Origin of the sequence: uncultured Serinicoccus sp. (assembly GCF_947500995.1) — a bacterium.
Taxonomy (GTDB): Bacteria; Actinomycetota; Actinomycetes; order Actinomycetales; family Dermatophilaceae; genus Ornithinicoccus.
This window is the reverse complement of record NZ_CANMUA010000005.1, coordinates 216,667-240,070: the sequence shown is the minus strand read 5'-3', so window position 1 is coordinate 240,070 and position 23,404 is coordinate 216,667. Positions and strand designations below refer to the sequence as shown.

At 73.3% G+C, this 23,404-nt stretch carries 17 protein-coding genes and 1 riboswitch; of the genes, 9 read left to right on the top strand and 8 right to left on the bottom strand.

Annotated elements, in window-relative coordinates:
- Positions 1-110: 110 nt before the first annotated feature.
- Entirely contained in the window at positions 111-4,217 is a 4,107-nt protein-coding gene (locus Q0967_RS09715; protein WP_299449770.1) for a glycosyltransferase, read from the top strand.
- A gap of 292 nt (positions 4,218-4,509) precedes the next feature.
- On the opposite strand, the gene wecB is transcribed toward Q0967_RS09715, so the two are convergent.
- From wecB to Q0967_RS09680, 7 genes are all read right to left on the bottom strand, one after another.
- Positions 4,510-5,652, bottom strand: coding sequence for a non-hydrolyzing UDP-N-acetylglucosamine 2-epimerase (gene wecB, locus Q0967_RS09710; RefSeq protein ID WP_299449867.1), 1,143 nt, complete (start codon positions 5,650-5,652; stop codon positions 4,510-4,512).
- Positions 5,653-5,666: 14 nt separating this feature from the next.
- Complete coding sequence (locus Q0967_RS09705; protein ID WP_299449768.1) at positions 5,667-7,451, bottom strand: glycosyltransferase family 4 protein; 1,785 nt, start codon at positions 7,449-7,451, stop codon at positions 5,667-5,669.
- On the bottom strand, positions 7,448-8,710 hold the full coding sequence (locus Q0967_RS09700; RefSeq protein WP_299449766.1) for a glycosyltransferase family 4 protein: 1,263 nt from the start codon (positions 8,708-8,710) through the stop codon (positions 7,448-7,450). Before Q0967_RS09700 ends, Q0967_RS09705 begins: the two co-directional genes overlap by 4 nt.
- Before the next feature lie 5 nt (positions 8,711-8,715).
- A complete protein-coding gene (locus Q0967_RS09695) occupies positions 8,716-10,059 on the bottom strand; it encodes an SGNH/GDSL hydrolase family protein (protein ID WP_299449765.1) in 1,344 nt (447 codons plus the stop codon).
- Positions 10,056-10,940: a UDP-phosphate glycosyltransferase gene (locus Q0967_RS09690; protein ID WP_299449763.1), complete on the bottom strand. Its 885-nt coding sequence runs from the start codon at positions 10,938-10,940 to the stop codon at positions 10,056-10,058. The genes Q0967_RS09695 and Q0967_RS09690 overlap by 4 nt, the downstream gene beginning before the upstream one ends.
- Positions 10,937-12,754, bottom strand: coding sequence for a nucleoside-diphosphate sugar epimerase/dehydratase (locus Q0967_RS09685; protein WP_299449761.1), 1,818 nt, complete (start codon positions 12,752-12,754; stop codon positions 10,937-10,939). The genes Q0967_RS09690 and Q0967_RS09685 overlap by 4 nt, the downstream gene beginning before the upstream one ends.
- A gap of 188 nt (positions 12,755-12,942) precedes the next feature.
- Positions 12,943-13,224, bottom strand: coding sequence for a DUF4235 domain-containing protein (locus tag Q0967_RS09680; protein WP_299449759.1), 282 nt, complete (start codon positions 13,222-13,224; stop codon positions 12,943-12,945).
- A gap of 195 nt (positions 13,225-13,419) precedes the next feature.
- Between Q0967_RS09680 and Q0967_RS09675 the strand changes: the two genes are divergently transcribed.
- The 6 genes from Q0967_RS09675 to Q0967_RS09650 all read left to right on the top strand — a co-directional run bounded on the left by Q0967_RS09675 (position 13,420) and on the right by Q0967_RS09650 (position 19,791).
- The gene (locus Q0967_RS09675) at positions 13,420-13,659 is read left to right on the top strand and encodes a hypothetical protein (RefSeq protein ID WP_298752628.1); all 240 of its coding nucleotides are present in this window, start codon (positions 13,420-13,422) and stop codon (positions 13,657-13,659) included.
- Positions 13,629-13,733: riboswitch (TPP riboswitch) on the top strand. (Overlaps the previous gene by 31 nt.)
- Before the next feature lie 5 nt (positions 13,734-13,738).
- Complete coding sequence (locus Q0967_RS09670; RefSeq protein ID WP_299449756.1) at positions 13,739-14,923, top strand: thiamine ABC transporter substrate binding subunit; 1,185 nt, start codon at positions 13,739-13,741, stop codon at positions 14,921-14,923.
- Positions 14,920-16,566, top strand: coding sequence for an iron ABC transporter permease (locus tag Q0967_RS09665; RefSeq protein ID WP_299449754.1), 1,647 nt, complete (start codon positions 14,920-14,922; stop codon positions 16,564-16,566). The genes Q0967_RS09670 and Q0967_RS09665 overlap by 4 nt, the downstream gene beginning before the upstream one ends.
- Positions 16,566-17,588 carry an ABC transporter ATP-binding protein gene (locus Q0967_RS09660; protein ID WP_299449752.1) on the top strand — a complete coding sequence of 341 codons (1,023 nt, stop codon included), beginning with the start codon at positions 16,566-16,568 and terminating at the stop codon, positions 17,586-17,588. The genes Q0967_RS09665 and Q0967_RS09660 overlap by 1 nt, the downstream gene beginning before the upstream one ends.
- A gap of 138 nt (positions 17,589-17,726) precedes the next feature.
- Positions 17,727-18,917: an O-succinylhomoserine sulfhydrylase gene (locus tag Q0967_RS09655; RefSeq protein WP_299449750.1), complete on the top strand. Its 1,191-nt coding sequence runs from the start codon at positions 17,727-17,729 to the stop codon at positions 18,915-18,917.
- 286 nt (positions 18,918-19,203) lie between these two features.
- Positions 19,204-19,791, top strand: coding sequence for a hypothetical protein (locus Q0967_RS09650; RefSeq protein WP_299449748.1), 588 nt, complete (start codon positions 19,204-19,206; stop codon positions 19,789-19,791).
- A gap of 142 nt (positions 19,792-19,933) precedes the next feature.
- On the opposite strand, the gene Q0967_RS09645 is transcribed toward Q0967_RS09650, so the two are convergent.
- On the bottom strand, positions 19,934-20,725 hold the full coding sequence (locus Q0967_RS09645; protein WP_299449746.1) for a thioesterase family protein: 792 nt from the start codon (positions 20,723-20,725) through the stop codon (positions 19,934-19,936).
- A gap of 25 nt (positions 20,726-20,750) precedes the next feature.
- On the opposite strand from Q0967_RS09645, the gene Q0967_RS09640 reads away from it, so the two are divergent.
- Together Q0967_RS09640 and Q0967_RS09635 are read left to right on the top strand one after the other, a co-directional pair.
- Entirely contained in the window at positions 20,751-21,866 is a 1,116-nt protein-coding gene (locus Q0967_RS09640) for a DUF2891 family protein (RefSeq protein WP_299449744.1), read from the top strand.
- A complete protein-coding gene (locus Q0967_RS09635; RefSeq protein WP_299449742.1) occupies positions 21,863-23,398 on the top strand; it encodes a cell wall metabolism sensor histidine kinase WalK in 1,536 nt (511 codons plus the stop codon). Before Q0967_RS09640 ends, Q0967_RS09635 begins: the two co-directional genes overlap by 4 nt.
- Positions 23,399-23,404 lie beyond the last annotated feature (6 nt).

The window sequence follows — 23,404 nt, the reverse complement described above, 5'->3', positions numbered from 1 at the left end:
CCTCCGAACTCGACTGCGCCCCTCCACGGCTCCCGTGTCCGGCCGTCCGGCGGGGCCGGTTGAACTAGGCTACCCGGAGCGCTGTCACGACCCGTCGACGAAAGGTCCCCATGCGCCTCCGCCCCCCCGTTCTTCTCGGTTCTGCAGCGCTCGCGGTCGCTCTGCTCGGCTGGGCCCTCTCGGTCGTCCGTGACGACGTCGGGTGGATCGCGCTGGCGCTCGTGGTGATCGGTCTGACCGTCGCAGCGGTGGTGGCGGTCCGCCTCATCCTCCGAGCACGAGCCGTCGTGCGGGTCGAACGGAGGCGCCTGCGCGATCGCCTCGACGACGTGACCGCCGAGCTGACGTCGGTGCGGGCCGAGCTCGAGCGGGTGGGCGAGAGCGCCGGGGCCGGCGCGAGGACGCAGGCACTGGCGGAGGAGCGGGCACGCGTGCATCGCGCCTGGTTGGAGGCGTTGCAGCAGCGCGACGACGGGCTGGGGGCAGGCCTCGAGGAGGCCAAGAGCGGGGTGGTCCTCGCGCGAGACGAGCTCCGCCGACTCGGCGAGGTGCAGGGTGAGCTCAGCGGCGACCTCCACCAGCTGGGCGAGATGCAGGGCGCGCTCGGCGGCGACCTGGGGACGGTCCGCCGCGGCCTGGAGGAGGCGGGCGCCCGGTCCGACATGCTCGCCGACAGGCTCGGTGTCCTGGACGAGCGCACGGCCGACCTCACCGCCGAGGCGGCCCCTGCGGCGGAGGCCCTCGACCAGCTCCGACGTGACAACGTCGTGCTGCGTCGCAAGGTCCAGGCGGGCGAGGACCTCACGGCGAAGCTCGCCGAGCTGCCCGCACAGGTCGAGGACCTGAGGGGGCGTCTCGTGGAGGAGATGGTCCTCAGCGGTCGCGACGCGAGCCGGGTCCTCACGCCGGAGGAGATCAGGGGTCTCGTGCCCCGGCTCATCGAGAGTGGGCGAGTTCTCGCCCTCGTGGCCCTCTCCCGACAGGTGGATCTCCTCACCCTCATCAACCTCACGCAGATGAGAGCCATGTTCCGGTTGCTCAGGGCCACCGGCTACTGGCGACTGCAGGAGCAGGTCGCCACCGCGATGTACCTCGCCTCGGGCAACGAGCGGGACGAGAAGGTCCGCCGACTGGTCAGCGCCGAGCTGTCCGTCTTCGGTTCACCCGTGCCGGCCTGGCGTCCCTCCGACGACCGGATGGATCACGACCGGTCCGGTCCGGTGCTCCACCTCGTGGGGAAGGCGCTTCCGGCGACCCAGACCGGCTACACCCTTCGGACCGCCTACACCGTGAGGGCCCAGGCGGACCTCGGTATCTCTGTCGTCGTGGTCGTGCAGCCCGGCGGGGACGGTGCCCACGGGGAGTCCGACCGGAGGTTCGAGCACGACGACATCCCCCATGTCGCGCTCGGGGGTCCGGCCCGAGGCGGAACGGCACTGGACGACTGGCTCGAGGGCTACGTCGTGGCTCTCGACCGCGTCGTGGGCGAGCGTCGTCCCAGCGTGCTGCACGCGCACTCCGACTTCCTCAACGGTGCGGCGGCCGTCGCCGTGGGGCGGGCGCGGGGCATACCCGTCGTGTTCGAGAGCCGCGGATTCTGGGAGGAGTCGTGGCTCTCGCGCGTCGGGGACGCCTGGGGGCTGGGATCAGACCCCGAGTCGACCTTGGCAGCCGTCGGTCTCCCCGAGGCCTACGTCCTGCGCCGACAGGCAGAGAAGCAGGTCCGCGCCGCGGCTGACGCCGTCGTGACCCTCGCCGAGGTGATGCGCGAGCACATCGAGGACGAGCATGCAGGGGAAACGCGCCCGACTCCTCTCCGGCTCCTCCCGAACGCGGTCGACCCCAGCTCCTTCGTCCCCCGAGGTCGGGACGCCGAGACGGCCGCCGACCTCGGCATCGCGGCTGGTGACCTGGTCATCGGCTATGTCAGCTCGATGGTCGAGTACGAAGGGGTGGACCTGCTCATCGACGCGATGCGCGGCCTGCGCGCCCCAGCCGACCGCCCGGGTGCCAGGGTGCATCTCCTCCTGGTGGGTGATGGGCCGGTTCTCGGTCAGCTCCGTCTCCGTGCCGAGGCCATCGACGCCTCGGTGGTCATCACCGGACGCGTGCCGCACGAGGACGTGCATCGCTACTACTCCCTCATCGACATCTTCGTCGTGCCCCGGCGAGCGACTCCGGTCACCCAGCTCGTCACCCCGCTCAAGCCGTTCGAGGCGCTCGCGGCGGGCAAGGCCGTCGTCATGTCGGACGTGCGAGCTCTGCAGGAGATCGCTGACCAGAGCGCCGCGGTGCAGACCTTCCGGGCGGGTGACGCGGTCGACCTCAGACGACGGCTCCAGGACCTGCTGGACGACGAGGACCTCCGACGGGAGCTGGGCGGTCGTGGCAGGGAGTGGGTGGTGCGCCAGCGTAGCTGGGACGCCAACGCACGCGGCGCCCTGAGCCTCTACCAGGAGCTGGGGGCGAGGTGGCACGAGAGCCAGATCCGCACGGCCGAGGAGCAGCTCGGACTCCGGGGTGTCGATCCCGACGACGTCCTGCACATGCTGCGCGAGAACCCGCCACCGAGGAGAGGCTGGTTCCAGCCGGACGGGCCGCCGGACACCGACGGGGACGTGATGACGGACGGCTGGGTCCGCGACGGGCGTCCGCCGATCAGGCTCGATGAGGTCAGCGACTGGTCCTCCTATGCGCAGACCGACCGGTCCTGGGCCTTCCACCTGCACTCCTGGGAGTTCGTCGACTCCCTGATCCGGAGCGGCACCACCGTGAGCGTCGAGCGAGCCTGCTTCCTCGCCACGGTCGTCCTCGACTGGGTCGCCGCACGCGATGCGCGGGAGGCATCGGACGACCCGGACGAGTCGATGGCCTACTACGACATGGCGCTCGCCCTGCGAGCGCCCCGGCTCCTCCTGGTGCTCGAGGCCCTGGCCGGGCACGACACCACCCGCCCGGCCGTCCCGGTCGTGGTGAGGCTGATCCTGGACGATCGCGACAGGCTGCGCGGTGAGGACGCCTTCACGCCTCGCACCAACCACGGGTTCTACTCGGCCGCCGCCCAGCTGCACCTGGAGAAGCACCTCCCCGGTCTGCCGGAGCGGGAGGAGGTGCTCGTGCAGGCGAGGGAACGCATGTCGCTGCTGGTGCAGAGCCAGTTCGGGGACGACGGGGGCCATCTCGAGCACTCGCCGGACTATCACCGCATGCTGCTCGGCTCCTTCCACGCTGCGGTGCGCGACGGGCTCATCGAGGACCAGGAGCTGGTGGCCCGGATCAGGCGAGCAGCGAACGTCCTGGGCTGGATGACGCAGCCGGACGGGACGATCGTGACGATGGGCGACTCGCCGTCACGTCCCCTGCGTCCTGTTCACGCCATGGGTGACGAGCACACCCTGTGGATCGCCAGTGACGGGGCCGAAGGGCGACCTGAGGAGTCCGAGATGCTGGCGCTGCCGGAGAGTGGGTATGCCTTCGTGCGGAGCCCACAGCCGCACGAGCCCGGCGCCAGGGCTGCGTCGTCCTACCTGGCGGTGCAGGCGGGGTTCCACTCCCGGGCCCACAAGCACGCAGATGACCTGTCCTTCGTCTGGTACGACCGAGGTCAGGAGATCTGCGTCGACGGGGGGCGCTTCGCCTACGGGCCGCTGCTCCCGGCCGACCACCCCTTGCGTGCGCAGGGCTTCTACTACGACGAGCCGCGACGACAGCACGTCGAGTCGACCAGGGCCCACAACGCCCTCGAGCTCGACGGGCAGATCCAGGACCGACGTCGGTCGCCGTTCGGGTCAGGCCTGGTGTCGGCCGAGCGCGAGGGATCAGCCTTCGCCATCACCACGCGTGCGCCTTACCGGGACTACACCCACCGCCGCAAGCTGAACCTCGTCCCGGGCCGCAGGCTCATCGTGCTCGACTCCGTGCACTCCCAGCTGGACCACGACCGTGATGCGGTCGCGTGGTTCCTGCTGGACGGCTCGCTCGAGCTCCTCGACGGGTCCAGCACCGGTCTGCGCTTCCGCCTGCCCTCGGGCGACGTCCTCCAGGTCGGGAGCGACGGGCGAGTGCTCGACCCGGTCCGAGGTCAGGAGTCGCCGCTGCGCGGGTGGAGGTCACGCGAGGAGAACGAGCTCGAGCCGGCCTGGTCCTTCGGGGTCGCCTTCGACGTACGGACCCGCGGCGGGGCCCGCACCGAGCTGCACCTGGAGTGCGCGGAGTAGCCGCCCCTACCGCCGGCCTACCAAACGCTGGAAGAGGTTCTCGCGAGAGTTGATGCCGAAGAACAGCAGCACCGGATGCTGACGCTGGATCAGCGCGTACTGCGCCACCGCCTCCGAGGTTTTCCCACGCGTGTCGGCCGACTGCGTACCCCTTCATGAAACCGGTCCTGGCGCCGACGCGGCCCAGCCCGCGGGTCGGTCACACGACCTTGGCTGTCGAAGAGAACGGCCGTGAAGAGGTCTTCGGCTGTCTCGCCGCGGGTGACGCAGGCCGGGGCCGCGCGGCAGAACCTCAGTCTGTGGGCTGTCCGGTGAAGTCAGGCAACCTGGACCCGATCCCGAACAGGTGCGTGATGGCTGCGACGGACCGGTCCGCGGCCTTGCCGTCGCCGTAGGGGTTGACGGCATGGGACATGGCCTCGAAGGCGGCGGGGTCGTCGAAGAGGGCGCTCACCTCCGTGACGATGCGCTCCTCGTCGGTCCCGATGAGCCGCACGGTGCCGGCCTCGACGGCCTCCGGGCGCTCGGTGTTCTCGCGCATGACCAGGACCGGCTTGCCGAGCGAGGGCGCCTCTTCCTGCACACCTCCGGAGTCGGTGAGGACGACCGTGGCCAGGCTCATGAGACGGGTGAACTCCCCGTAGGGCATGGGCTCGGTGACCAGCACGTTTTCCAGGCCTTCGACCTGGGGCAGGACCGCCTCGCGGACGATCGGGTTGCGGTGCGCCGGCAGGATGACGACGGTGTCCGGGTAGCGCTCGGCGAGCCGGCGCAGGGCGCGCCCGACACCCTCCATCGCGCCGCCCCAGTTCTCACGTCGGTGGGTCGTGACGAGCAGGACGCGACGGCCGGACTCCTCGATCTGCCGCAGCTGCGGGTCGGAGAAGGGGATGTCCTCCGCCACGGTGTGCAGCAAGGCGTCGATGACCGTGTTCCCCGTGACGGCCACGGTGCCGGCGTCGACCTTCTCGGCCAGGAGGTTGGCCTTGGACGTGGCCGTCGGGGCCAGGTGGAGCCGGGCGACCTGCGTCGTGATCTTGCGGTTGGCCTCCTCGGGGAAGGGGGAGAGGATGTCGCCGCTGCGCAGTCCCGCCTCGAGGTGCACGACGGGGATCTGTCGGTAGAACGCCGCGATGGAGGCGGCGGCCACGGTGGAGGTGTCGCCCTGCACGAGGAGCGCGTCCGGTCGACGGCTCTCCAGCACGGGGTCAAGACGGTGGAACACCCGCGCCATGAGCGCATTGAGCGTCTGTCCGTGGGCGAAGACGTCGAGGTCGTGGTCCGGGGTGATCCCGAAGACCTCGTTGACCTGGTCCAGCATCTCCCGGTGCTGCCCGGTCACCACGGTGACCGACGTCAGGCCGGCCTCCGCCTCGATCGCCTTGATGACCGGGGCCACCTTGATAGCCTCCGGTCGCGTGCCGTACACGGTCATGACGGTCTTGGTGCTCACGAATGCCTCTCGTGGTCGGTTTCACCGGGCACGCGGGACGTTGCTCGGCGGTCTGTGGTCGCATCGACCCTACGGGTCGACCTGTCGTAGATGTCGCGGTACGTCCCGGTCAGCGCCCCCCAGGTCCGCCCGGCTGCGAAGGCGCGGGCCCGCGCGGCGAGGTCGTGGCGTCGGTCGGCGTCCTCGAGCAAGGAGCCGACGGCCGTGGCGAGGGCGGTCGGGTCCTGGGGCGGCGTGAGCAGCCCGGTCTCGCCAGGAGCGACGATCTCCGCCATGGGCGGCAGGTCGGAGGCCACGACCGGGCGCCCGACCCCCATGGCCTCGACGAGCTTGAGCGGCGGCACCAGCCGGGTGACCTCGTGGTCCTCCCGGGGCACCACCACCACGTCGAGGGCGTCGAGCCACCGCAGGGCGTCGTCGCGGTCGAGCCGGCCGGGGAGGAGGAACGTCTCCTCGAGGCCGAGCTCAGCCACCCGGCGGCTCAGGCCCGGCCACGCCACGCCGTCACCGACGACCACGCCGCGCACGTCCACCCCCTGGGCCCGCAGCAGCGCCACCGCCTCCACGAGGTCCGTCAGCCCTTCGTAGTGCACGACCGACGACACGGCACCCACCCACAGGCCCGCACCCGGCAGCCCGAGCACACCGCGTGCCCGCTCCGGCGTGATGTCGCGCTGCAGCAGGGAGGCGTCGATGCCGTTGGGGACGACGCTCACCCGGCCCGGCTCGACGCCGCGCTCGACGAGGTCGGCGCGCATCGTCTCGCTGATGGTGACGACGTGGTCGGCGGCGGCCGCCAGCTCGGCCTCCCGGGCGCGCCACGCGACGAACCTGCTGCTCGCGTAGGGCGCGGGGTCACCGGCGCGACGGCGTGCCGAGGCCCAGGTGCGCTCCAGCTGGCCGCGCACCTCGTGGACCCAGGGCAGGTCGAGGGCGCGGGCCGCGGCCTGGGCGGCCAGCGCGTTGGGGTAGTGCGTGGTCGAGTGCACGTGGGTGGCGCGGCGGGCGCGGGCGAGGCGGGCGAGGTCGGTCGCCCACCGGTCGATCCGGCCGGCCTCCCCGGGGGCCAGGAGGGTCGGGACGCAGCGGTGGTAGGGCACGCCCTCCACCACGTCGACGTCCGCGGTGAGCACCCGACCGATGGAGACGGGGTATGCGGGTCGCGTCAGCGCGGCGACCTCGATCCCGGCCTGCTGCTGTGCGTGCAGGACCGCGTGGCTGCGCAGGGTGTAGCCCGAACGGGTCCAGGGCAGGGAGTTGGTGAGGGCGTGCACGACGCGGGGTCGGGCCGGGTCGGTCCGCCAGTCACGTGGTGGTACGGCGGGCGCGGGGCGCGGGCCGGGCTGCAGGGCCGCGAGGTCGCCGGCCAGCTTCTCCCGCAGACGCCGCGGCACGTCGTCGTCGGCGAGGAGCACCTCGACCTCCTCGAGGTCACCCACCAGCCAGGCCCAGCGGGCCCGCGCGCCGCCGGGGCCGACCTGGTCGGGGCGCTGGCCCGCGTGCACGGCGAGCGCCCGGGAGAGCGCACCGCTGCGCCGCTGCCGCGAGAGGCGCTCGCGCGCCTGCTCCGGCCGGTCCAGGAGCAGCTCGCCCCACACGGCCGTGGGGGAGGAGCTGTCGGTGCGGGTCGCCAGCCGGCCCAGCAGTCCCCGCAGCCGGCGCGGGGCCCGGCGCCCGGCCTGGACGGTCAGCCAGGCGGGGTCGTCGACGGCCATCGCCAGCACGGTGACCCCGGCCGCCCCCAGGTGCCGTGCGCGGCGCCAGGGGCGAGCGGGCGTCATACCCCGACCCTCTCGTGGCCTGGGCCGGCCAGGTCACCCAGGTCGGCCAGGGCGTCCAGCAGGACCGCGGCCGCACCGGACTCGCTCGCGTGCCGGTCCACCCAGCTGCTCATCCGCGCCCTGTCCTGCTGCGGTCCCGTCTGGGCGAGCGCCCCCCAGGCACGGGCGAGACCCTGCGCATCGCCGGGCGCGGTCGCGAAGCCCGCCCCGGTCTCGCGGACGATCGTGGCCGTCTCGCCGGTGGCCGACGCGGACACGTGCAGCCCGAGGGCCAGGGCCTCGTAGAGCTTCGAGGGCACGGTGCTGTCGAGCCCGGGCCAGTCGCGCAGGCAGACGAGGAAGGTGTCGCACCAGTCGTAGTGCGCGGCCACCTGCTCCCGCGTCACCGGGCCGGCGAACTCCACGGGAGCCTGCAGCTCCCGGGCCAGGCCGCGCACCGAGGCCAGCCGGGCGCCGGTGCCCACCACCCGCAGCCGGATGGCCACGCCGTCCCGCCGGGCCAGGTGCGCCGCCCGGACGGCCGTCTCGAGGCCCTGGGCCCGACCGACGGTGCCGACGTAGACCACGTGCAGCGGGCCGCCGGAGGGTGAGGTGTCGACCGGCGCGGAGGGGCCCGGCAGCCCGTGGTGGGCGTTGCGGACGGTCACCACCCGGGGCACCTGTCGCTCCCGCAGGGTGGCGGCGAAGCTGTCCGTGGTGGTGACCACGAGGTCCGCCGACCGTTGCAGCCAGGTGACGCCGGTCGAGACCAGCCGCACCAGGCCGGCGCGCAGAGCGGCCCGGGGAGTCGCCCGGTCCCCGGACGCGGCACCCCCGAGGATGTCCGGCCAGGCGTCGCGCATCTCCAGCACCAGGGGGACGCGGAGGAGGGTGGCCACGGCGCGTCCGGCGAGCGCCGTGGGCAGCCCCGGGACGGTGGCGATGACGACGTCCGGACGCAGCCCGTCCCGCCGGCGCCAGGTCGTCCGCACGGTGTCCGCGGCGGCCACGACCTGGTCCAGCAGGAGTGACCGGGCGTCGCCCGTGGAGCGTCGGAAGGTGACCCGGTGCACGGTCTCGCCGTGCTCGCCGGGGTGGGACCGCCCTACCTGGGACGGGTCCTCACCGGGAAGCAGACGACCGGCCGGGTAGTGCGGTGCCGGCGTCACCACGTCGACCTCGTGGCCCGCCGCCAGCAGGTCCCGGACCAGCGCGGACCAGCGCAGCTGCGGCGGCCCGGTCTCGGGCGGGTAGTAGTGGCTGAGGAGCAGGATCCGCACGGGGATCAGCTGGCCGTCCGCCAGGACAGCGGCTCGGCGGCGTCCGGGCCGGAGGTCTCGGGGTCCGTCGGCTCCGGCCCCGGCTCGGGCTCCGTGGGGCCGGGGTCGGTCGGGGACGGTTCGGGCTCCGTGGTCGGTGGGTCGGTGGGCGTGGGGTCGGTCGGGTCGGTCGGCCGGGCAGGCGACGTGGGACCCGTGGGTGCCGGCGTGGTGGGTGCCGGCTCCGGTGAGGGGGTCGACGGGGGGGACCACGGTGACACCGGTGGTTGCCAGGGGAAGGGGTCGGCCGTCGGGCCGGCCGGTGGCGCAGCCGGCGCCGCGGGCTGGGGGCTCGACCCCTGGGCGGCGGTGGGGTCACCGGCCGCTGACCCGACCTCGCCCCCGGCGTCCTCGTCGACCTCGGGGGCCGCGCCGGCGCCGTCGTCCGGCGCTGCGTCGTCCTCCGTCTGCTGGTCACCGCCGAACACCGCCTGCTGCACGATCTCCGCCCACCGCTGGCCACCGAAGATGTTGACGCTCAGCGGGTCGCGACCCGACACCGTCGCGTCCACGATGCCCTCGTCCTCGAAGACCTGGGCCACGTCGATGACCTCCGCGTCCTCCTCGGCGGCCCACTCCCGGACCGTGTCGGTCACGACAGGCTCGCCGTCCCGCCGTGGGGGCTGCACGACGTAGCGCACCTGCGTGTCCGGAAGCGCCTGGGCGAGCTCGTCCTGCAGGTCGCTCAGCTGCTCGGGCAGGTTCTCCGGGGTGTTGGCCCTCCCGAAGCTCACCAGCACCAGGTCGGGGTCGCCCTGGACGAAGAGGTCGAGGCGGGCGGCGGCATACTCCGGCGTCCCCTGCACCAGGCTCGCGTTGTCGATGTCGAGGGCCGGGCCCTCGCCGCCGAAGCCGACCGGGTCGCCGTAGCGGGTGGGGTCCTCCGCCAGCGTGCTGGTGAGCTGCACCTGGCGGGAGCTCGTGAGTTGGCGGGCCCAGGCCGCGACCCAGTCGTTCTCGTGGGTGCCGGTCCGGTCGCCCAGGACGAGGACGGACAGGTCCTCACCCTCCTCGAAGCGCTCCGTCAGCGAGGGCGGTTCCGGCTCCTCGGTCGTCGGCGACGGCGAGGGTGAGGTGGAGGGCGTCGGTGTCGGCTCGGGCTCGGACTCGGTGGGCGGGGCGGTGACCTCGGCGTCGTCGGCGTAGGGGTCGGAGACGGTCGGAGGCTGCCAGTCCCCGCGCAGGGTGTCCCACCAGCCGGAGAAGCCGCGCTGCGAGAAGCCGATCGCCACCAGCGCGACGATGAGGACGTTCGTCAGGATGACCACGACGCCGAGACCCGTGGACCTGACCCTGGAAGCGCCGCTCACGAGGCACCATTGTGCCGCAGCAGCCACCAGATCCCGGCCCCGGCGAGTCCCAGACCGGCCCACAGGCACGCCACGCGTGCGTGCGTCCATCCGCGACGCCGGGAGAGTCGTTGGTAGAGGTGCTCCCGATGGGCCTGCGTGAGCCGCTCACCCCGGGCGGCGCGCCGCACCAGGGTCAGGCCGGTGTCGACGAGCGAGGGCAGCAACGGCAGCAGCAGGAGGAGGACGTGCCCGCCCCCGGACTGCTCGAGGAGCAGGCCCGCGGTGACCAGCGCGCCGACGAGGTAGCTGCCGCAGTCCCCGAGGAACATCCGGGCCCTCGGGAGGTTCCACGGGAGGAAGCCCGCCGCGGCCCCCAGCGTGAGCGCGCCCAGGGTCACGGCCGCTCCGGTCCCGGCACCCAGCACGGCGACGAGCCCCCACGCCATGGCGGTCAGCGCGGTGATGCCGTTGATGCCGTCCATGAAGTTGACGACGTTGACCAGCACCGGCATCGCCAGGGCGCCGAGCAGAGCCGTCCCGGGACCACCCAGCAGGGACCCCAGGGCGGCACCGATGATCGCGAGGGCCGTCAGGCGCACGAGGGGGCTGGGCTCTCGCAGGTCCACGGCCAGGCCCAGCACGGCCGCCGCGGCGCAGGCCACCAGCGCGGCCCATGGGAGGTCGGAGGCCCCCAGCAGCTGCGCCCCGGCAGCCGTGAGCAGGAGGCCGAGGAGCACGGCCACCCCCGCGCCCCGCAGCGTCGGGGTGCCGTGGGACGAGCGGTGGTTGGGGACGTCGACCAGACCCCAGGAGCGCAGCAGCGGGGCGACGGCGGGCGCGGTCGCCGCGGTCAGCACGCCGGCACCCGCGGCCAGCGCCGCGGGGGCGAGATCGCTCATGCCGGGCGCAGCACGCTCTCGGCCGGGTCGGAGCGGTCCCGCAGCCACGCGATGAGCTCGGGGGTGCTCGAGAGGCGTCCCGACGGGACGTCGTCGGGGTCCAGCCCCGGCACCCGCACCGACCACAGCAGGTGGTGCGGGGTCTGCTGCTCCTCGTCGAGGCCGAAGAGGTCCTCGGTGAGCTTCTCGCCGGGGCGCAGTCCGGTGTACTCGATGCTCACGTCGCGGCGGCCCGACATCGCGATGAGGGTGCGGGCCATGTCGTCGATGCGCACGGGGACCCCCATGTCCAGGACGAGGACGTCGCCGTCCGACCCCAGGGAGGCGGCCTGCATGACGAGCTGGCAGGCCTCGGGGATCAGCATGAAGAAGCGCTCGACGTCGGGGTGGGTGACGGTGACCGGGCCACCGCGCTCGATCTGCTCGGTGAAGACGGGGATGACCGAGCCGCGCGAGCCCAGGACGTTGCCGAACCGCACCGAGACGTAGCGCCCGGGCTGGCTGAAGGCGAAGTGGGAGGTCAACCGTTCCGTGACGCGCTTGGTGTAGCCCAGGATGGACGTCGGGTTGGCCGCCTTGTCGGTGCTGATGTTGACGAAGGTCCCCACCCCGTAGGTGGCTGATGCACGGAGCACGTTGAGGGTGCCCGCGACGTTGACCCGCCAGGCCTCCATCGGGAAGCGCTGCAGCAGCGGCAGGTGCTTGAGCGCCGCGGCGTGGAAGACCACGTCCGGCCGCTGCTGGTGGAAGACGCGGTCCACCATGCCGGCGTCCCCGATGTCGCACAGCACGACGTCCTCGCTCTGCAGCAGGCCCCGTCCGGTGAGCGAGAGCTGCACGGCGTGCAGCGCGGACTCGTCGCGGTCCAGCAGCACCAGCCGGCGCGGGTGGAAGCGCGCGATCTGCCGGCACAGCTCGGATCCGATCGAGCCGCCGGCGCCGGTCACCAGGACGACCTTGCCGGTGAGCTGGTCGGTGATGGCCCCCTGGTCCAACTCGGTCGGGCGACGACCGAGGAGGTCCTCCAGGTCGATGTCCCGCAGGTCCTCCACCAGCGGGTTGGCGTCGAGCAGCCGGTCGAGGTTCGGCAGCACCTTGACGGTGAGCCCGGCCTCGCCGGCGAGGTCGTTGACCTCCCGCAGGAGCGCGGCGTCCGCCCGCGGGATCGCCACGATGAGGTGGGTCGCCTCGTAGCGCTTGGCGACCCGGCTCATCGCCGTCCGGTCACCGCGCACCCGGATGCCGTCGATCCGCAGCTTGCGCTTGCTGCGGTCGTCGTCGAGGAACGCCACCGGGCGGAAGGGAGAGGTGTCGTCCTGCAGCATGTTGGCCACGAGCCGCCGGCCCAGCACGCCCGCGCCGTAGATGATGGCGCTGTGGTCCACCTCGCGCCGGACCGCGGCCCGGGCGCGGTAGGAGCGCACGACGAAGCGGGCCGCCAGCATGAGCGAGATCGCCACGGCGGCTCCCACGCTGGGGACCGAGCGCGGTACGACGTAGGGCTGGAGCCAGATAGCCCACACGCTGAGGACCAGCGCCGTGATGAGGGCGGCCCGACAGACCGCCGTGACCTCCTCGAAGGACCCCCGGATGTGCTTGATGAGATACGGCCCGAGGAGGATGCCCAGCGTCAGGTGGATGGCGGCCGCGGCACCTGCGACCACCCAGGTGTCCATGACGAACGCCCGGCCGGCGTCGTACTGGAACCTGATCCAGGTCATGCCGAGGATCGCCACCGCCCACACCGCCCCGTCGCCGAGCGCCCAGAGCACGCGTTTGAGCGCATCCGGGACGCGACGGGGGCGTGGGCTCACGAGGATCCTTGGGGGAATGTGCGGCTGCACGACAAAAGGCCAAACCCAAGAATGACCGCTCCCCCGCAGAATGGCAAGAGTGCAGGTCAGAGGTATGCGATGACCGTGGCGGCCCGCAGTAGGGAGAAAAGAGGACCCGGCGTCAGGAGGGCCGGCGAATTCTTTACTTTCTCTTTACCTTTTCCCTGTCAGTTCGTCTCGTCGGCGACCTGCTCCGAGCTCTTGCGGCTCGCCCGGGCGATGACGCGGCTCGACTCGCGGTTGGCCAGCATCCGCGCGAGGCCCACCAGGGCGCCGGACAGGACGGCGAAGGCCACAGCCTCCTTGAAGTCGATGTCCGGGTCCTCCGGGTTGGCCGGGGAGTCGCTGCCGGTGACGAACTTCCAGGTGCCGTCGGTGGCCTTGCGGGCGATGCTGCTGGCCGCGAGGACTGCTGCGACGGTGACGGCCTTGGCGACGAGATTTCCCATGTCCCGATAGTGCCACAGCGCTGTGCGGGGCGGGCTCGCGGCAGCATTCCACCCTTTGGGGTGAGAGCGCTTCCAGCGCAACTCTGCGGGGCGACCTCGTTTGCTATGGTCTGGGCCCTCGTCGCTCCGGCAGCGGCGCGCGACCCGACGGCGGTGGAACGCCTCCCCAGATCCAGAAAGGCAGCCGCATCCCTCATGGTGCCGGACTTCCCCGGATGGATCGTCGTCGTGCTCTGGGTCCTGCTCGGGATCGCCGGTCTCGCCATCGTCTGGGCGTCCACGCGCAACACCGTGAAGGGCATGGACATGGTGCTCGGCCCGCCGGAGGGCGAGGAGGACCAGCGGGGGAAGGACCGTCTGCGGGGCGAGGCTCGCCGTCCCGGTGGCGGTGGTAGTGTCGAGAACGACCACGACAGGGGAGCGCCCGAGCGCTGAGAGTGCGGCACCCGCCGCAGACCCTCGAACCTGCACCGGCTAGCACCGGCGAAGGAAGTCGATGAGGAGACGCTGCACCATGACCCATACCCGTCCTCGACGGACCACCACCGCCCTGACCCTGGCCCTCACCACCGGCCTCGTCCTCACCTCCTGCACCTTGACCGGTGGCGGCGACGACGAGCCCGGCGAGGACCAGGGCGCCCCGCCCTCCACGCAGTCACCGGGCTCTGACGACGGCGACGACGCCGCCTCGACCGACGGCTCCGCCGACACGGCGCAGGCGCCCACGCCCGCCGACACCGGGACGGTCGTGCTCGCCGCGCACGACTCCTTCACCCTCCCCGACGAGTTGCTGGCGGCCTTCGAGGCCGACACCGGGTACGACCTGGAGGTCCAGCTCTCCGGCGACGCGGGCCAGATGGCCAACCAGATCGTGCTGACCGCCGGCAACCCGACCGCCGACGTCGTCTTCGGCATCGACACGACCTTCGCCACCCGGGTGGTCGGGGCGGAGGCGCTCGAGGCATACCGGCCGGCAGACCTGCCGGAGTCGGTGGAGGAGCACGACCTCGCCGAGGGGGCGGAGGCCTACCTCACCCCCGTCGACTACGGCGACGTCTGCGTCAACATCGACAGCGTGTGGTTCGCCAACCAGGGCATCGAGCCGCCGCAGACGCTGGCGGACCTCACCGACCCCGCCTACGAGGACCTCTTCGTCACCCCTGGAGCCAGCACCTCCAGCCCGGGCCTGGCCTTCCTGCTCGCCACGATCGGTGAGTTCGGGCCAGGGGAGTGGCAGGGCTACTGGGAGGACCTCATGGCCAACGGCGCCAAGGTCACCAGCGGCTGGACCGACGCCTACACCGTCGACTTCACCGCCGGCGGCGGCGACGGGGACCGCCCGATCGTCCTGTCCTACGCCTCCAGCCCGCCGTTCACCATCCCCGACGGCGGCTTCGAGCCCACCACCCGCGCGCTGCTCGACACCTGCTTCCGGCAGGTGGAGTACGCCGGCGTCCTCGCCGGCACCGACAACCCCGAGGGGGCCCAGGCGGTCGTCGACTGGCTGCTGAGCCCGGAGGTGCAGGCCGCCATCCCGGACAGCATGTACGTCTACCCCGTCGACGACGAGGTCGTCCTGCCCGACCTGTGGGCCCAGTGGGCGCAGGTCGCCGAGGACCCGATCGTCGTCAGCCCCCGGCAGATCGAGGCCGAGCGGGAGACCTGGCTGCGCGAGTGGGCGGACATCGCCACCGGATGAGACGCGCCCCCGGGCTGGCGCTCGGGCTCGCCGCGCTGGTCCCGATCGCCTTCCTCGCCGTCTTCTTCGTCCTCCCGGTGAGCGGGATGCTCGCCCGCGGGCTGTGGCCCGAGGGTCGCCTCGACCTCAGCGGCGTGCCCGAGGTCCTCGGCCGGGCGCGCACCCTGCGGGTGCTCACCTTCACCCTGGTCAGCTCGCTGGCCGGCACGGTCGTGACGCTGCTCCTGGGGCTGCCGGTCGCCTTCGTGCTCTACCGCCTGCGCTTCCCCGGCCGGGGCCTGCTGCGCGCGGTCGTCGTCATGCCCTTCGTCCTGCCGACGGTCGTGGTGGGCGTGATGTTCCGCTCGCTGCTGGCCCCCGGCGGCCCGCTCGGCGGGCTCGACCTCGACGGCACGTGGGTGCCGATCCTGCTCGCCTTCGTCTTCTTCAACCTCGCCGTCGTCGTCCGCACCGTCGGAGGCCTGTGGGAGGGGCTGGACCGGCGAGCGGAGGAGTCCGCCGCCACCCTCGGCGCCGGCCCCTGGCAGGTATGGCGCACGGTCACCCTCCCCGCGCTCGCGCCGGGGATCATCTCCGCGGCGACCCTCGTCTTCCTCTTCTGCTCCACCGCCTTCGGGGTGGTGCTCACCCTCGGGGGCCTGCGCTACGGCACGGTCGAGACCGAGATCTACCTGCTCACCGTGCAGTTCCTCGACCTGCAGGGCGCCGCGGTGCTCTCGCTCCTGCAGCTCCTCGCCGTCGTCGCCATGCTGGCCCTCGCCGCCCGCACGCGCACCCGGCGCGAGCAGACGCTGCGCCGGGTCGGCGCCCGCGCCGCGGCCCGCCGCCCGCGGCGCGACGACATCCCTGCCCTGGCGGCGACGGCGCTCGCCGTCGCCTTCGTGCTGCTGCCCGTCGGCACCCTCGTCGTGCGCTCGCTGCGGGTCGGCCCCGGGTGGGGGCTCGAGCACTACCGCGCCCTCACCGACCCCGACGCGACCGCCGCCCTGCGGGTGAGCGTCACCGAGGCCATGGCCAACTCCCTGCGGACCGCCGTGGACGCCACCGTGCTCGCCATGGTGCTGGGGCTGACCGTCGCCGTCGTCGTCTCCCGGCGCCCCCGCTCACCGCGCTGGGCGCGCACGGTCTCGGTCCTCGACGGGGCCTTCATGCTGCCGCTCGGCATCTCCGCGGTCACCGTGGGCTTCGGCTTCCTCATCACCCTCGACCGCCCGCCCCTGGACCTGCGCACCTCGCCGATCCTCGTCCCCATCGCCCAGGCCATGGTCGCGCTCCCCCTGGTCGTGCGCACCCTGGCCCCGGTGCTGCGCTCGGTCGACCCGCGCCAACGGGAGGCGGCGGCCACGCTCGGGGCGGGGCCGTGGCGTGCGGCCTGGACCGCCGAGGCGCCGGTGCTCGCCCGACCGGTCCTGGCCGCGACCGGCTTCGCCTTCGCCGTCTCGCTGGGGGAGTTCGGCGCGACCAGCTTCCTCGCGCGTCCGGACCGGCCCACCGTGCCGGTCGTCATCTACCAGCTCATCTCCCGGCCCGGTGCCGACCACCTGGGGATGGCGCTCGCCGCGAGCGTCCTGCTCGCGCTCGTGACCGTCGTCGTCATGGGTGTGGTCGAGCGGCTGCGGGTCGGCTCGGTAGGAGCCTTCTGATGCTCGAGCTCAGCGACGTCACCGTCACCTTCCCCGGCGCCACCGCCGTCGACCGGGTCGACCTGCGCGTCGAGGAGGGCAGCGTGCTGGCCGTGCTCGGACCCTCGGGTTGCGGCAAGTCGACGCTGCTGCGGGCGGTCGCCGGGCTGGAGCCGATCACCTCCGGGTCGATCCGCTGGCAGGGCAGGGACCTGCGCGGGGTGGCGACCCACGAGCGCGGCTTCGCCCTGATGTTCCAGGACGGGCAGCTCTTCGCCCAGGCCAGCGTCGCCGACAACATCGGCTACCCGCTGCGGCTGCGCGGGCGTGGCCGGCGGGAGCGGGCCGGGCGGGTCGCCGAGCTGCTGGAGCTCGTCGGCCTCGGAGGGTATGCCGACCGCCGCCCCGCCACCCTCTCCGGCGGGGAGCAGCAGCGGGTCGCGCTCGCCCGCTCGCTAGCCGCCGACCCGGCCCTGCTGCTTCTGGACGAGCCGCTCAGCTCGCTCGACCGCGCGCTGCGCGACCGGCTGGCCGGCGACCTGCGCGAGATCCTCACCGCCACCGGCACCACCGCGCTGCTGGTCACCCACGACCACGACGAGGCCTTCACCGTCGCCGACCGGATGGCCGTCATGCTCGACGGGCGGATCGCCCAGGAGGGCGACGCGGTGCAGGTATGGCGTCACCCGGTCTCCCGGGAGGTCGCCTCCTTCGTCGGGTACGACACGATCCTCGAGCCCACCTCGACCGAGCGCCGCTCGTGGTTGCCGCCGGCCTCCCCGGGCGTCGCCGGCAGGGGGCCGGGGGCCCACCCGGCGTCCTCCGCGGTGGCGCTGCGCCGCTCGGCGCTGCGCGTCGACCCCGAGGGGGAGCTGCGCGGGGTGGTGCGGCGGGTGGTGACCGTCTCCGACGCGCTGCACCTCGAGGTCGACGTCGAGGGCGTCGGGCGTATGCCGGTGCTCGCCGCGGACCGCGGACCGGAGGTCGGCGACGACGTCCGGCTCGCGGTGGATCCGCGAGGCGTCGCGCACCTGCCCGAGTGATCTGCCGTCGTTACTGCCGACTGCCGCACGACCTGCGCCAGGAGAGACCGATCTGCCGGGTGGTCGGAAGAAACTGCATACCTCGAGGGGCGGAGCCGATGCGGTGACCGGTGCCTCCGGGCCCTAGATTGGTGCCCCATGGACATCCCTGACGGCTGGCGGCCGGACACGCTCGCGGTGCGCGGCGGTCTGCTGCGCAGCCCGTTCGACGAGACCTCCGAGGCGCTCTACCCGACGTCCGGCTACGTCTACGGCAGTGCCGAGGAGGCGCAGGCGGCCTTCAACGACGAGATCGAGCGCTTCGTCTACAGCCGCTACGGCAACCCCACCGTCGCGATGCTGGAGGAGCGGATGCGGCTGCTGCACGGCGCCGAAGCGGCACAGGCGACGGCCTCCGGGATGTCCGCCGTCTTCACCGCGCTCGGCGGCCTCTGCGCCGCGGGCGACCGCATCGTCGCGAGCCGCTCGCTCTTCGGCTCCTGCTTCGTCATCATCGACGAGGTGCTGCGCCGCTGGGGCGTGGAGAGCACCTTCGTCGACGGCACCGACCTGGACGACTGGGCGCGGGCGCTTGAGACCCCGGCGGCGGCCGTCTTCTTCGAGACCCCGAGTAACCCCACGCAGGAGCTCGTCGACATCACCGCCGTCAGCGAGCTGGCGCACGCCGCCGGGGCGGTCGTCGTGGTGGACAACGTCTTCGGGACCCCGGTCTTCTCCCGCCCGCTGGACCACGGCGCGGACATCGTCGTCTACTCCACCACCAAGCACATCGACGGCCAGGGCCGCGTCATGGGCGGGATGATCCTCGGCCCGACTGCGCTCGTCGGCGGGCCGATCCAGACGCTGCTGCGGCACACCGGCCCCGCGATGTCACCGTTCAACGCGTGGGTCACCATCAAGGGGCTCGAGACGCTCACCCTGCGCGTGGAGCGCCAGGCGGCCAGCGCCCTGGAGCTGGCGCGCCATCTCGAGGGCGACCCTCGGGTGGCCCGGGTGTTCCACCCCTGGCTGGAGTCGCACCCGCAGGCCGGGCTGGCTCGACGTCAGATGACCGGGGGCGGCACGGTCGTCACCTTCACGCTGGACGGGGGCCAGCAGGAGGCCTTCGCGTTCATGAACGCCCTGCAGGTCGTCGACATCTCCAACAACCTCGGCGACGCGAAGTCGCTCACCACCCACCCGGCGACCACCACGCACAAGCGGCTGCCCGAGCCGGCGCGCGTGGCGGCCGGCATCACCGGCGGCACCGTCCGGCTCTCGGTCGGGCTCGAGGACGTGGAGGACCTGCGGGAGGACCTCGAGCGGGGGCTCGTCGCTGCCTTCGGCTGAGGCCGGCGCTCCGGCTCGGGGCCGGCGACGCGGGCCGAGATACAGATGTGACGCAGATCACAGTATCTGGATGCAACGTTCCTGCTCTGAGGGACGTCTAGGGAATGTCGGTTCGGGACAGCCGACACAACCCCGTCGTGGGGGCCGCAGCACGCGGGACGGTGGGGAGACGGATGGTGGGGCGCCGGTTCAGGGACCGGCGCCCCACCCTCCATACCCTCATCGGCGCGTGGCGGCAGCCCTCCGGACCTAGACTGGCGGGGACGCGACCTGGAGGTGTCACCCGATGACCCGCAACCGCCGACCCATCCTCGCCGTCACCGCCCTCAGCCTCGCGGCCGCGCTGGCCGGATGCGGGGACACCGACGGCAGTGCCGGCGAACAGGCCGCCACCGCCACGCAGAGCGAGGAGGCCGGTGGCGAGGCCGGAGGTGAGGACGGCGACGCCGACGAGAGCGAGGACCCCAGCATGAGCACCGACGAGCCCGGGGCCGGCGACAGGCCGACCCAGACCCAGATCGCCCCGGGCGGCGGCGACGTCTCGCTGCCCCTCGGCGCCGTGCCCGACGCGGTCCTCCAGCGCTCCGACGTGCAGGAGGCGGTCGAGGCGGAGGCGGAGCGCGCGGGGGTCGAGCCCGAGGCGGTGACCATCGCCGGGTATGCCGACGTCACCTGGAGCGACGGCTCGATCGGCTGCCCGAAGCCCGGGATGATGTACACCCAGGCGCTCGTCCCCGGCCACCAGCTCGTCCTGGAGGTCGACGGGTCCTACGCCAGCTACCACGCGGCGGAGGGCAAGCCGTTCTCCTACTGCGCCCAGCCCGTCGGCCCCGCCACCTCGCAGTCCTCCGGGGGCCCGGTCACCGACCGCTGAGCGCCGCCCGAGCCGATGGTGACCGTGGAAATGTCGCCGGGGCGTGACTTCCCCGGTCGGGGGGTGGTGCGGTGGAGGGTGACCGTGGAAACGCTGCCGGGGCGCGACTTCCCCGGTCGGTCAGGCTCGCCGCGCTGGTCGCTCAGCGCGCCGGCCGCAGGGTGAGGGCCTGCACGAGGGTGCCGACCGGTCCCTGCTCGTCGTGCACCACCGAGGCGGTCTGCCCGATCCCGGTCGGGCCCCACGAGACCCGGGTGTCCAGCCCCACCCAGGGGCCCTCCGGCACCCGGTGCAGGTGCAGGGTGAGGTCGACGTTGGGGAAGAGCCAGTCGTGCGGGGCCTCCCGCCCGGCCGTGCCGTTGGCGGTGTCCAGGAGCCCCACCCACGACGCCAGCGCCGAGGCCTGCTCGTCGTCGCGGCCGCCGACGAGCGCCACGTCGGTGCGCACCCAGGTCCGGCCGCGACCGGCCCGCGACCCGGGGACCGAGCGGAAGTCCAGGCTGGCGATGAAGCCACCGTCCCAGTGGTCCATGCCGTGCCACGGCTCCAGCTCCGAGGGTCCGGGCATCTCCGCGTGCTCCTGACCGGCCACGGCCGCGGTGTCGCTGCTCATGAGCCGCCACGCGGTGAGCCGCACGGCGTCCCGGCCACCGATCTCCACGCTCGCCTCGAGCAGCTCGATCGTCCGCCCGGGCCGCAGCACCCGGGTGGTGACCTGCATCTCCTCGCGCCGGATGAAGCCCAGGATGTCGACGCTCAGCCGCGCCCACTGCAGGTCCTCGCGCGGGTGCTCGTGCTCCAGCGTGTGCAGCAGCAGCCCGATGACCGGGGCGACGTGCTGCTCGTCGGGCGACCAGGCGCCCTGCACGTGCTCGGTCGGCGCATACCTGCCCTCGCCCAGCGCCGTGAAGTAGTGCCGCCCGTCAGCCGTCATGAGGCGCGAGTGTAGTAATGGTCGCGTGACCCCCGACGCACCACGCCGCGACAGCCGCCCGGACCAGACGGCACACCCGCACCCGCACGCCCGGGCGTGGAGCCGCATCGCGCGCGAGGTGATCGGCACGGCATACCCCTGGGCGCCCGGCCACGTCGTGCTCGGGCCGGGCGACACCGACGTCACGCCGGCGCGCCTGCACCCCGCCTTCCACGGCGCGCTCGACTGGCACTCCTGCGTGCACATGCAGTGGTCCCTCGTCACCCTCCTCACGAGGTATGCCGACGCGCTCGGCGCGCAGGAACGTGCCGCCGCGAGGGCGCTGCTGTCGGAGCGGCTCACCGAGGAGCACCTCGCGGTCGAGGTCGACTACCTGCGGGCCCGACCCGGCTACGAGCGTCCCTACGGCTGGGCCTGGGCCGCGCAGCTGGCCGCCGCGGCCGCGGACCTCGCCGCGCCGTCCGAGCGGTCCGACGCGGTCGACGGGTCCGCCGAGATCGAGGGGACGAGCCTCCCCGAGGCGGGCACGTGGGCGCGGGCCCTGGCCCCGCTCGCGGACCTGCTCGCCGACCGGGTGGTGGAGCACCTGCCGCGGCGGGCCTACCCGGTGCGCCACGGCACGCACCAGAACGACGCCTTCGCCCTCCTCCTGCTGCGCGACGCCTACCGCCGCCTGGGGCGCGAGGACGTCGTGCGGGCGTGCGAGGAGGCGGCCGTCCGCTGGTTCGGCGACGACGGCCCGCTGTCGACCGAGGACGAACCGGGTGGCTCGGACTTCCTCTCCCCGGCGCTCACCGAGGCGCTCCTCATGACCGAGGTCCTCGGGCGTGCCGCCGGGGCCGCGTGGCTGGCCCGGGTCCTGCCCGGTCTCGGCGAGGGGGCGCACGCCCACCTGCTCGAGGTGCCGCTCGTGCTCGACCCGACCGACGGGCAGGGCGCCCACCTGCTCGGCCTCGCGCTGTCGCGCGCCTGGGCGCTGCGGACTCTGGCACCCTGGGTGGCGGAGCCTGCCGCCGACCGGGTGCGGCAGGCCGCCGGCGAGCAGGAGGGCGCGGTGCTGGAGCAGATCACCGACGGCGACTTCATGGCCACGCACTGGCTGGTGTCCTTCGCGTTGCTCGCCGACGGTGCGGGGCCGTGAACGACGCCGGCCGCCGCGGCTGGAGCGTCCACCGCCGGCTGCTCGTGATGATGGTGAGCATGATGGCCCTGGGCATCGCCCTCACCGGCGTGCTGTCCTTCGCCGTGCAGTTCCGCTCCCTCGACGAGCGGGTCAGGGAGGAGCTCGAGCAGGAGATCCAGGAGGTCACGGCGCTGGCGCAGTCGGGTCCGTTGCGCGACGGGGAGCCCTTCACCCAGGCCGACGCGCTCTTCCTGTCCTTCCTCGAGACCTCGATCGCCAGCTCCAACGAGGCCTTCCTGGCGCTGCTGGACGGGGAGCGCAGCTTCGCGAGCCCCGGCGAGCGCGACTTCCAGGTCGACCACCCCGACGTCCTTGAGCTCATCCGGAGCACCCCGCTCGAGCCCGGGCGTGCGGTGATCGACACGGTGAGCACCCAGGGGACGACGCTCTCGGTCATCATGGCCGACGTCCGGCTGCCCGACGAGGAGCGCGAGGGCACCTTCGTCGTCGCCATCGACTCCGGCACGCTCGCCGGGCAGATCTGGCGCCGCGTCTGGACGTATGCCGGCGTCGGCCTGGCCTCCCTGCTCGTCGCCGGGGCGCTCGCCAACGTCGTCCTCGGCCGCCTGCTCCGCCCGCTGCGCGAGCTCCAGGACGCCACCGCGCAGATCAGCGCGGATGACCTCTCGCGCCGGGTCGAGGTGTCCGGCGAGACCGACATCACGGCCTTGGCGCACCGCTTCAACGCCATGCTGGACCGGCTCGAGGACGGAGTCCGGATGCAGCGCCAGTTCCTCGACGACGCGGCCCACGAGCTGCGCACCCCGCTGACCATCCTGCGGGGCAACGCCGAGCTGCTGCGGCCCGAGGACCCCGCGGACGTCAGCGCCACCCGCACCCTCATGCTCGACGAGGTCGACCGGATGCAGCGGCTGGTCGACGACCTGCTCATGCTGGCGCGCGCGCAGCGCCAGGACTTCCTGCGGCCGGGCGCCACCGACGTCACCGAGCTGGCCGTCGAGTGCATGGAGCGCATCACCTCGCTGGGTCCGCGTCAGTGGCAGCTGGCCGCGCACGCCGAGGGCCCGGTCGTCCTGGACCGGCAGCGGCTCATCCAGGCCGTCGTCCAGCTGGCGGCCAACGCGGTGAAGTTCAGCGACGAGGGGTCACCGGTGGAGCTGGCGACGGCGTGGGTCGAGGGGGAGGACCCCCAGGTGCGGCGGGCGCGGGACTTCGGCGCCCGACCCGCGCCCCGCTACCTGGCGCTCAGCGTCTCCGACCACGGCACCGGCATCCCCGAGAGCGAGCAGGAGCGGGTCTTCGAACGCTTCGGCCGGGCGGAGGCCGCCGCCCAGGTCGACGGCAGCGGCCTGGGGCTGGCCATCGTCCAGGCCATCGCCGAGGCGCACGGCGGTGCCGTCGGGGTGGAGTCGGTCGAGGGGCTGGGGTCACGCTTCACCATGTGGATCCCGGCCGACCTCACCGACGAGCCCGCGCACCGCGTCGCCGCGGCCGCCGAGGGTGAGCCCGCCCGCACCGCTGCCGGGTAGCCTGCC

Bases quoted from the DNA above. Each gene is read 5' to 3' on its own strand.
- Q0967_RS09715 (WP_299449770.1), top strand. From the start codon at position 111: ATGCGCCTCCGCCCCCCCGTTCTTCTCGGTTCTGCAGCGCTCGCGGTC.
- wecB (WP_299449867.1), bottom strand. From the start codon at position 5,652: ATGACCGTGTACGGCACGCGACCGGAGGCTATCAAGGTGGCCCCGGTC.
- Q0967_RS09705 (WP_299449768.1), bottom strand. From the start codon at position 7,451: ATGACGCCCGCTCGCCCCTGGCGCCGCGCACGGCACCTGGGGGCGGCC.
- Q0967_RS09690 (WP_299449763.1), bottom strand. From the start codon at position 10,940: ATGAGCGATCTCGCCCCCGCGGCGCTGGCCGCGGGTGCCGGCGTGCTG.
- Q0967_RS09680 (WP_299449759.1), bottom strand. From the start codon at position 13,224: ATGGGAAATCTCGTCGCCAAGGCCGTCACCGTCGCAGCAGTCCTCGCG.
- Q0967_RS09675 (WP_298752628.1), top strand. From the start codon at position 13,420: ATGGTGCCGGACTTCCCCGGATGGATCGTCGTCGTGCTCTGGGTCCTG.
- Q0967_RS09670 (WP_299449756.1), top strand. From the start codon at position 13,739: ATGACCCATACCCGTCCTCGACGGACCACCACCGCCCTGACCCTGGCC.
- Q0967_RS09665 (WP_299449754.1), top strand. From the start codon at position 14,920: ATGAGACGCGCCCCCGGGCTGGCGCTCGGGCTCGCCGCGCTGGTCCCG.
- Q0967_RS09660 (WP_299449752.1), top strand. From the start codon at position 16,566: ATGCTCGAGCTCAGCGACGTCACCGTCACCTTCCCCGGCGCCACCGCC.
- Q0967_RS09655 (WP_299449750.1), top strand. From the start codon at position 17,727: ATGGACATCCCTGACGGCTGGCGGCCGGACACGCTCGCGGTGCGCGGC.
- Q0967_RS09650 (WP_299449748.1), top strand. From the start codon at position 19,204: ATGACCCGCAACCGCCGACCCATCCTCGCCGTCACCGCCCTCAGCCTC.
- Q0967_RS09645 (WP_299449746.1), bottom strand. From the start codon at position 20,725: ATGACGGCTGACGGGCGGCACTACTTCACGGCGCTGGGCGAGGGCAGG.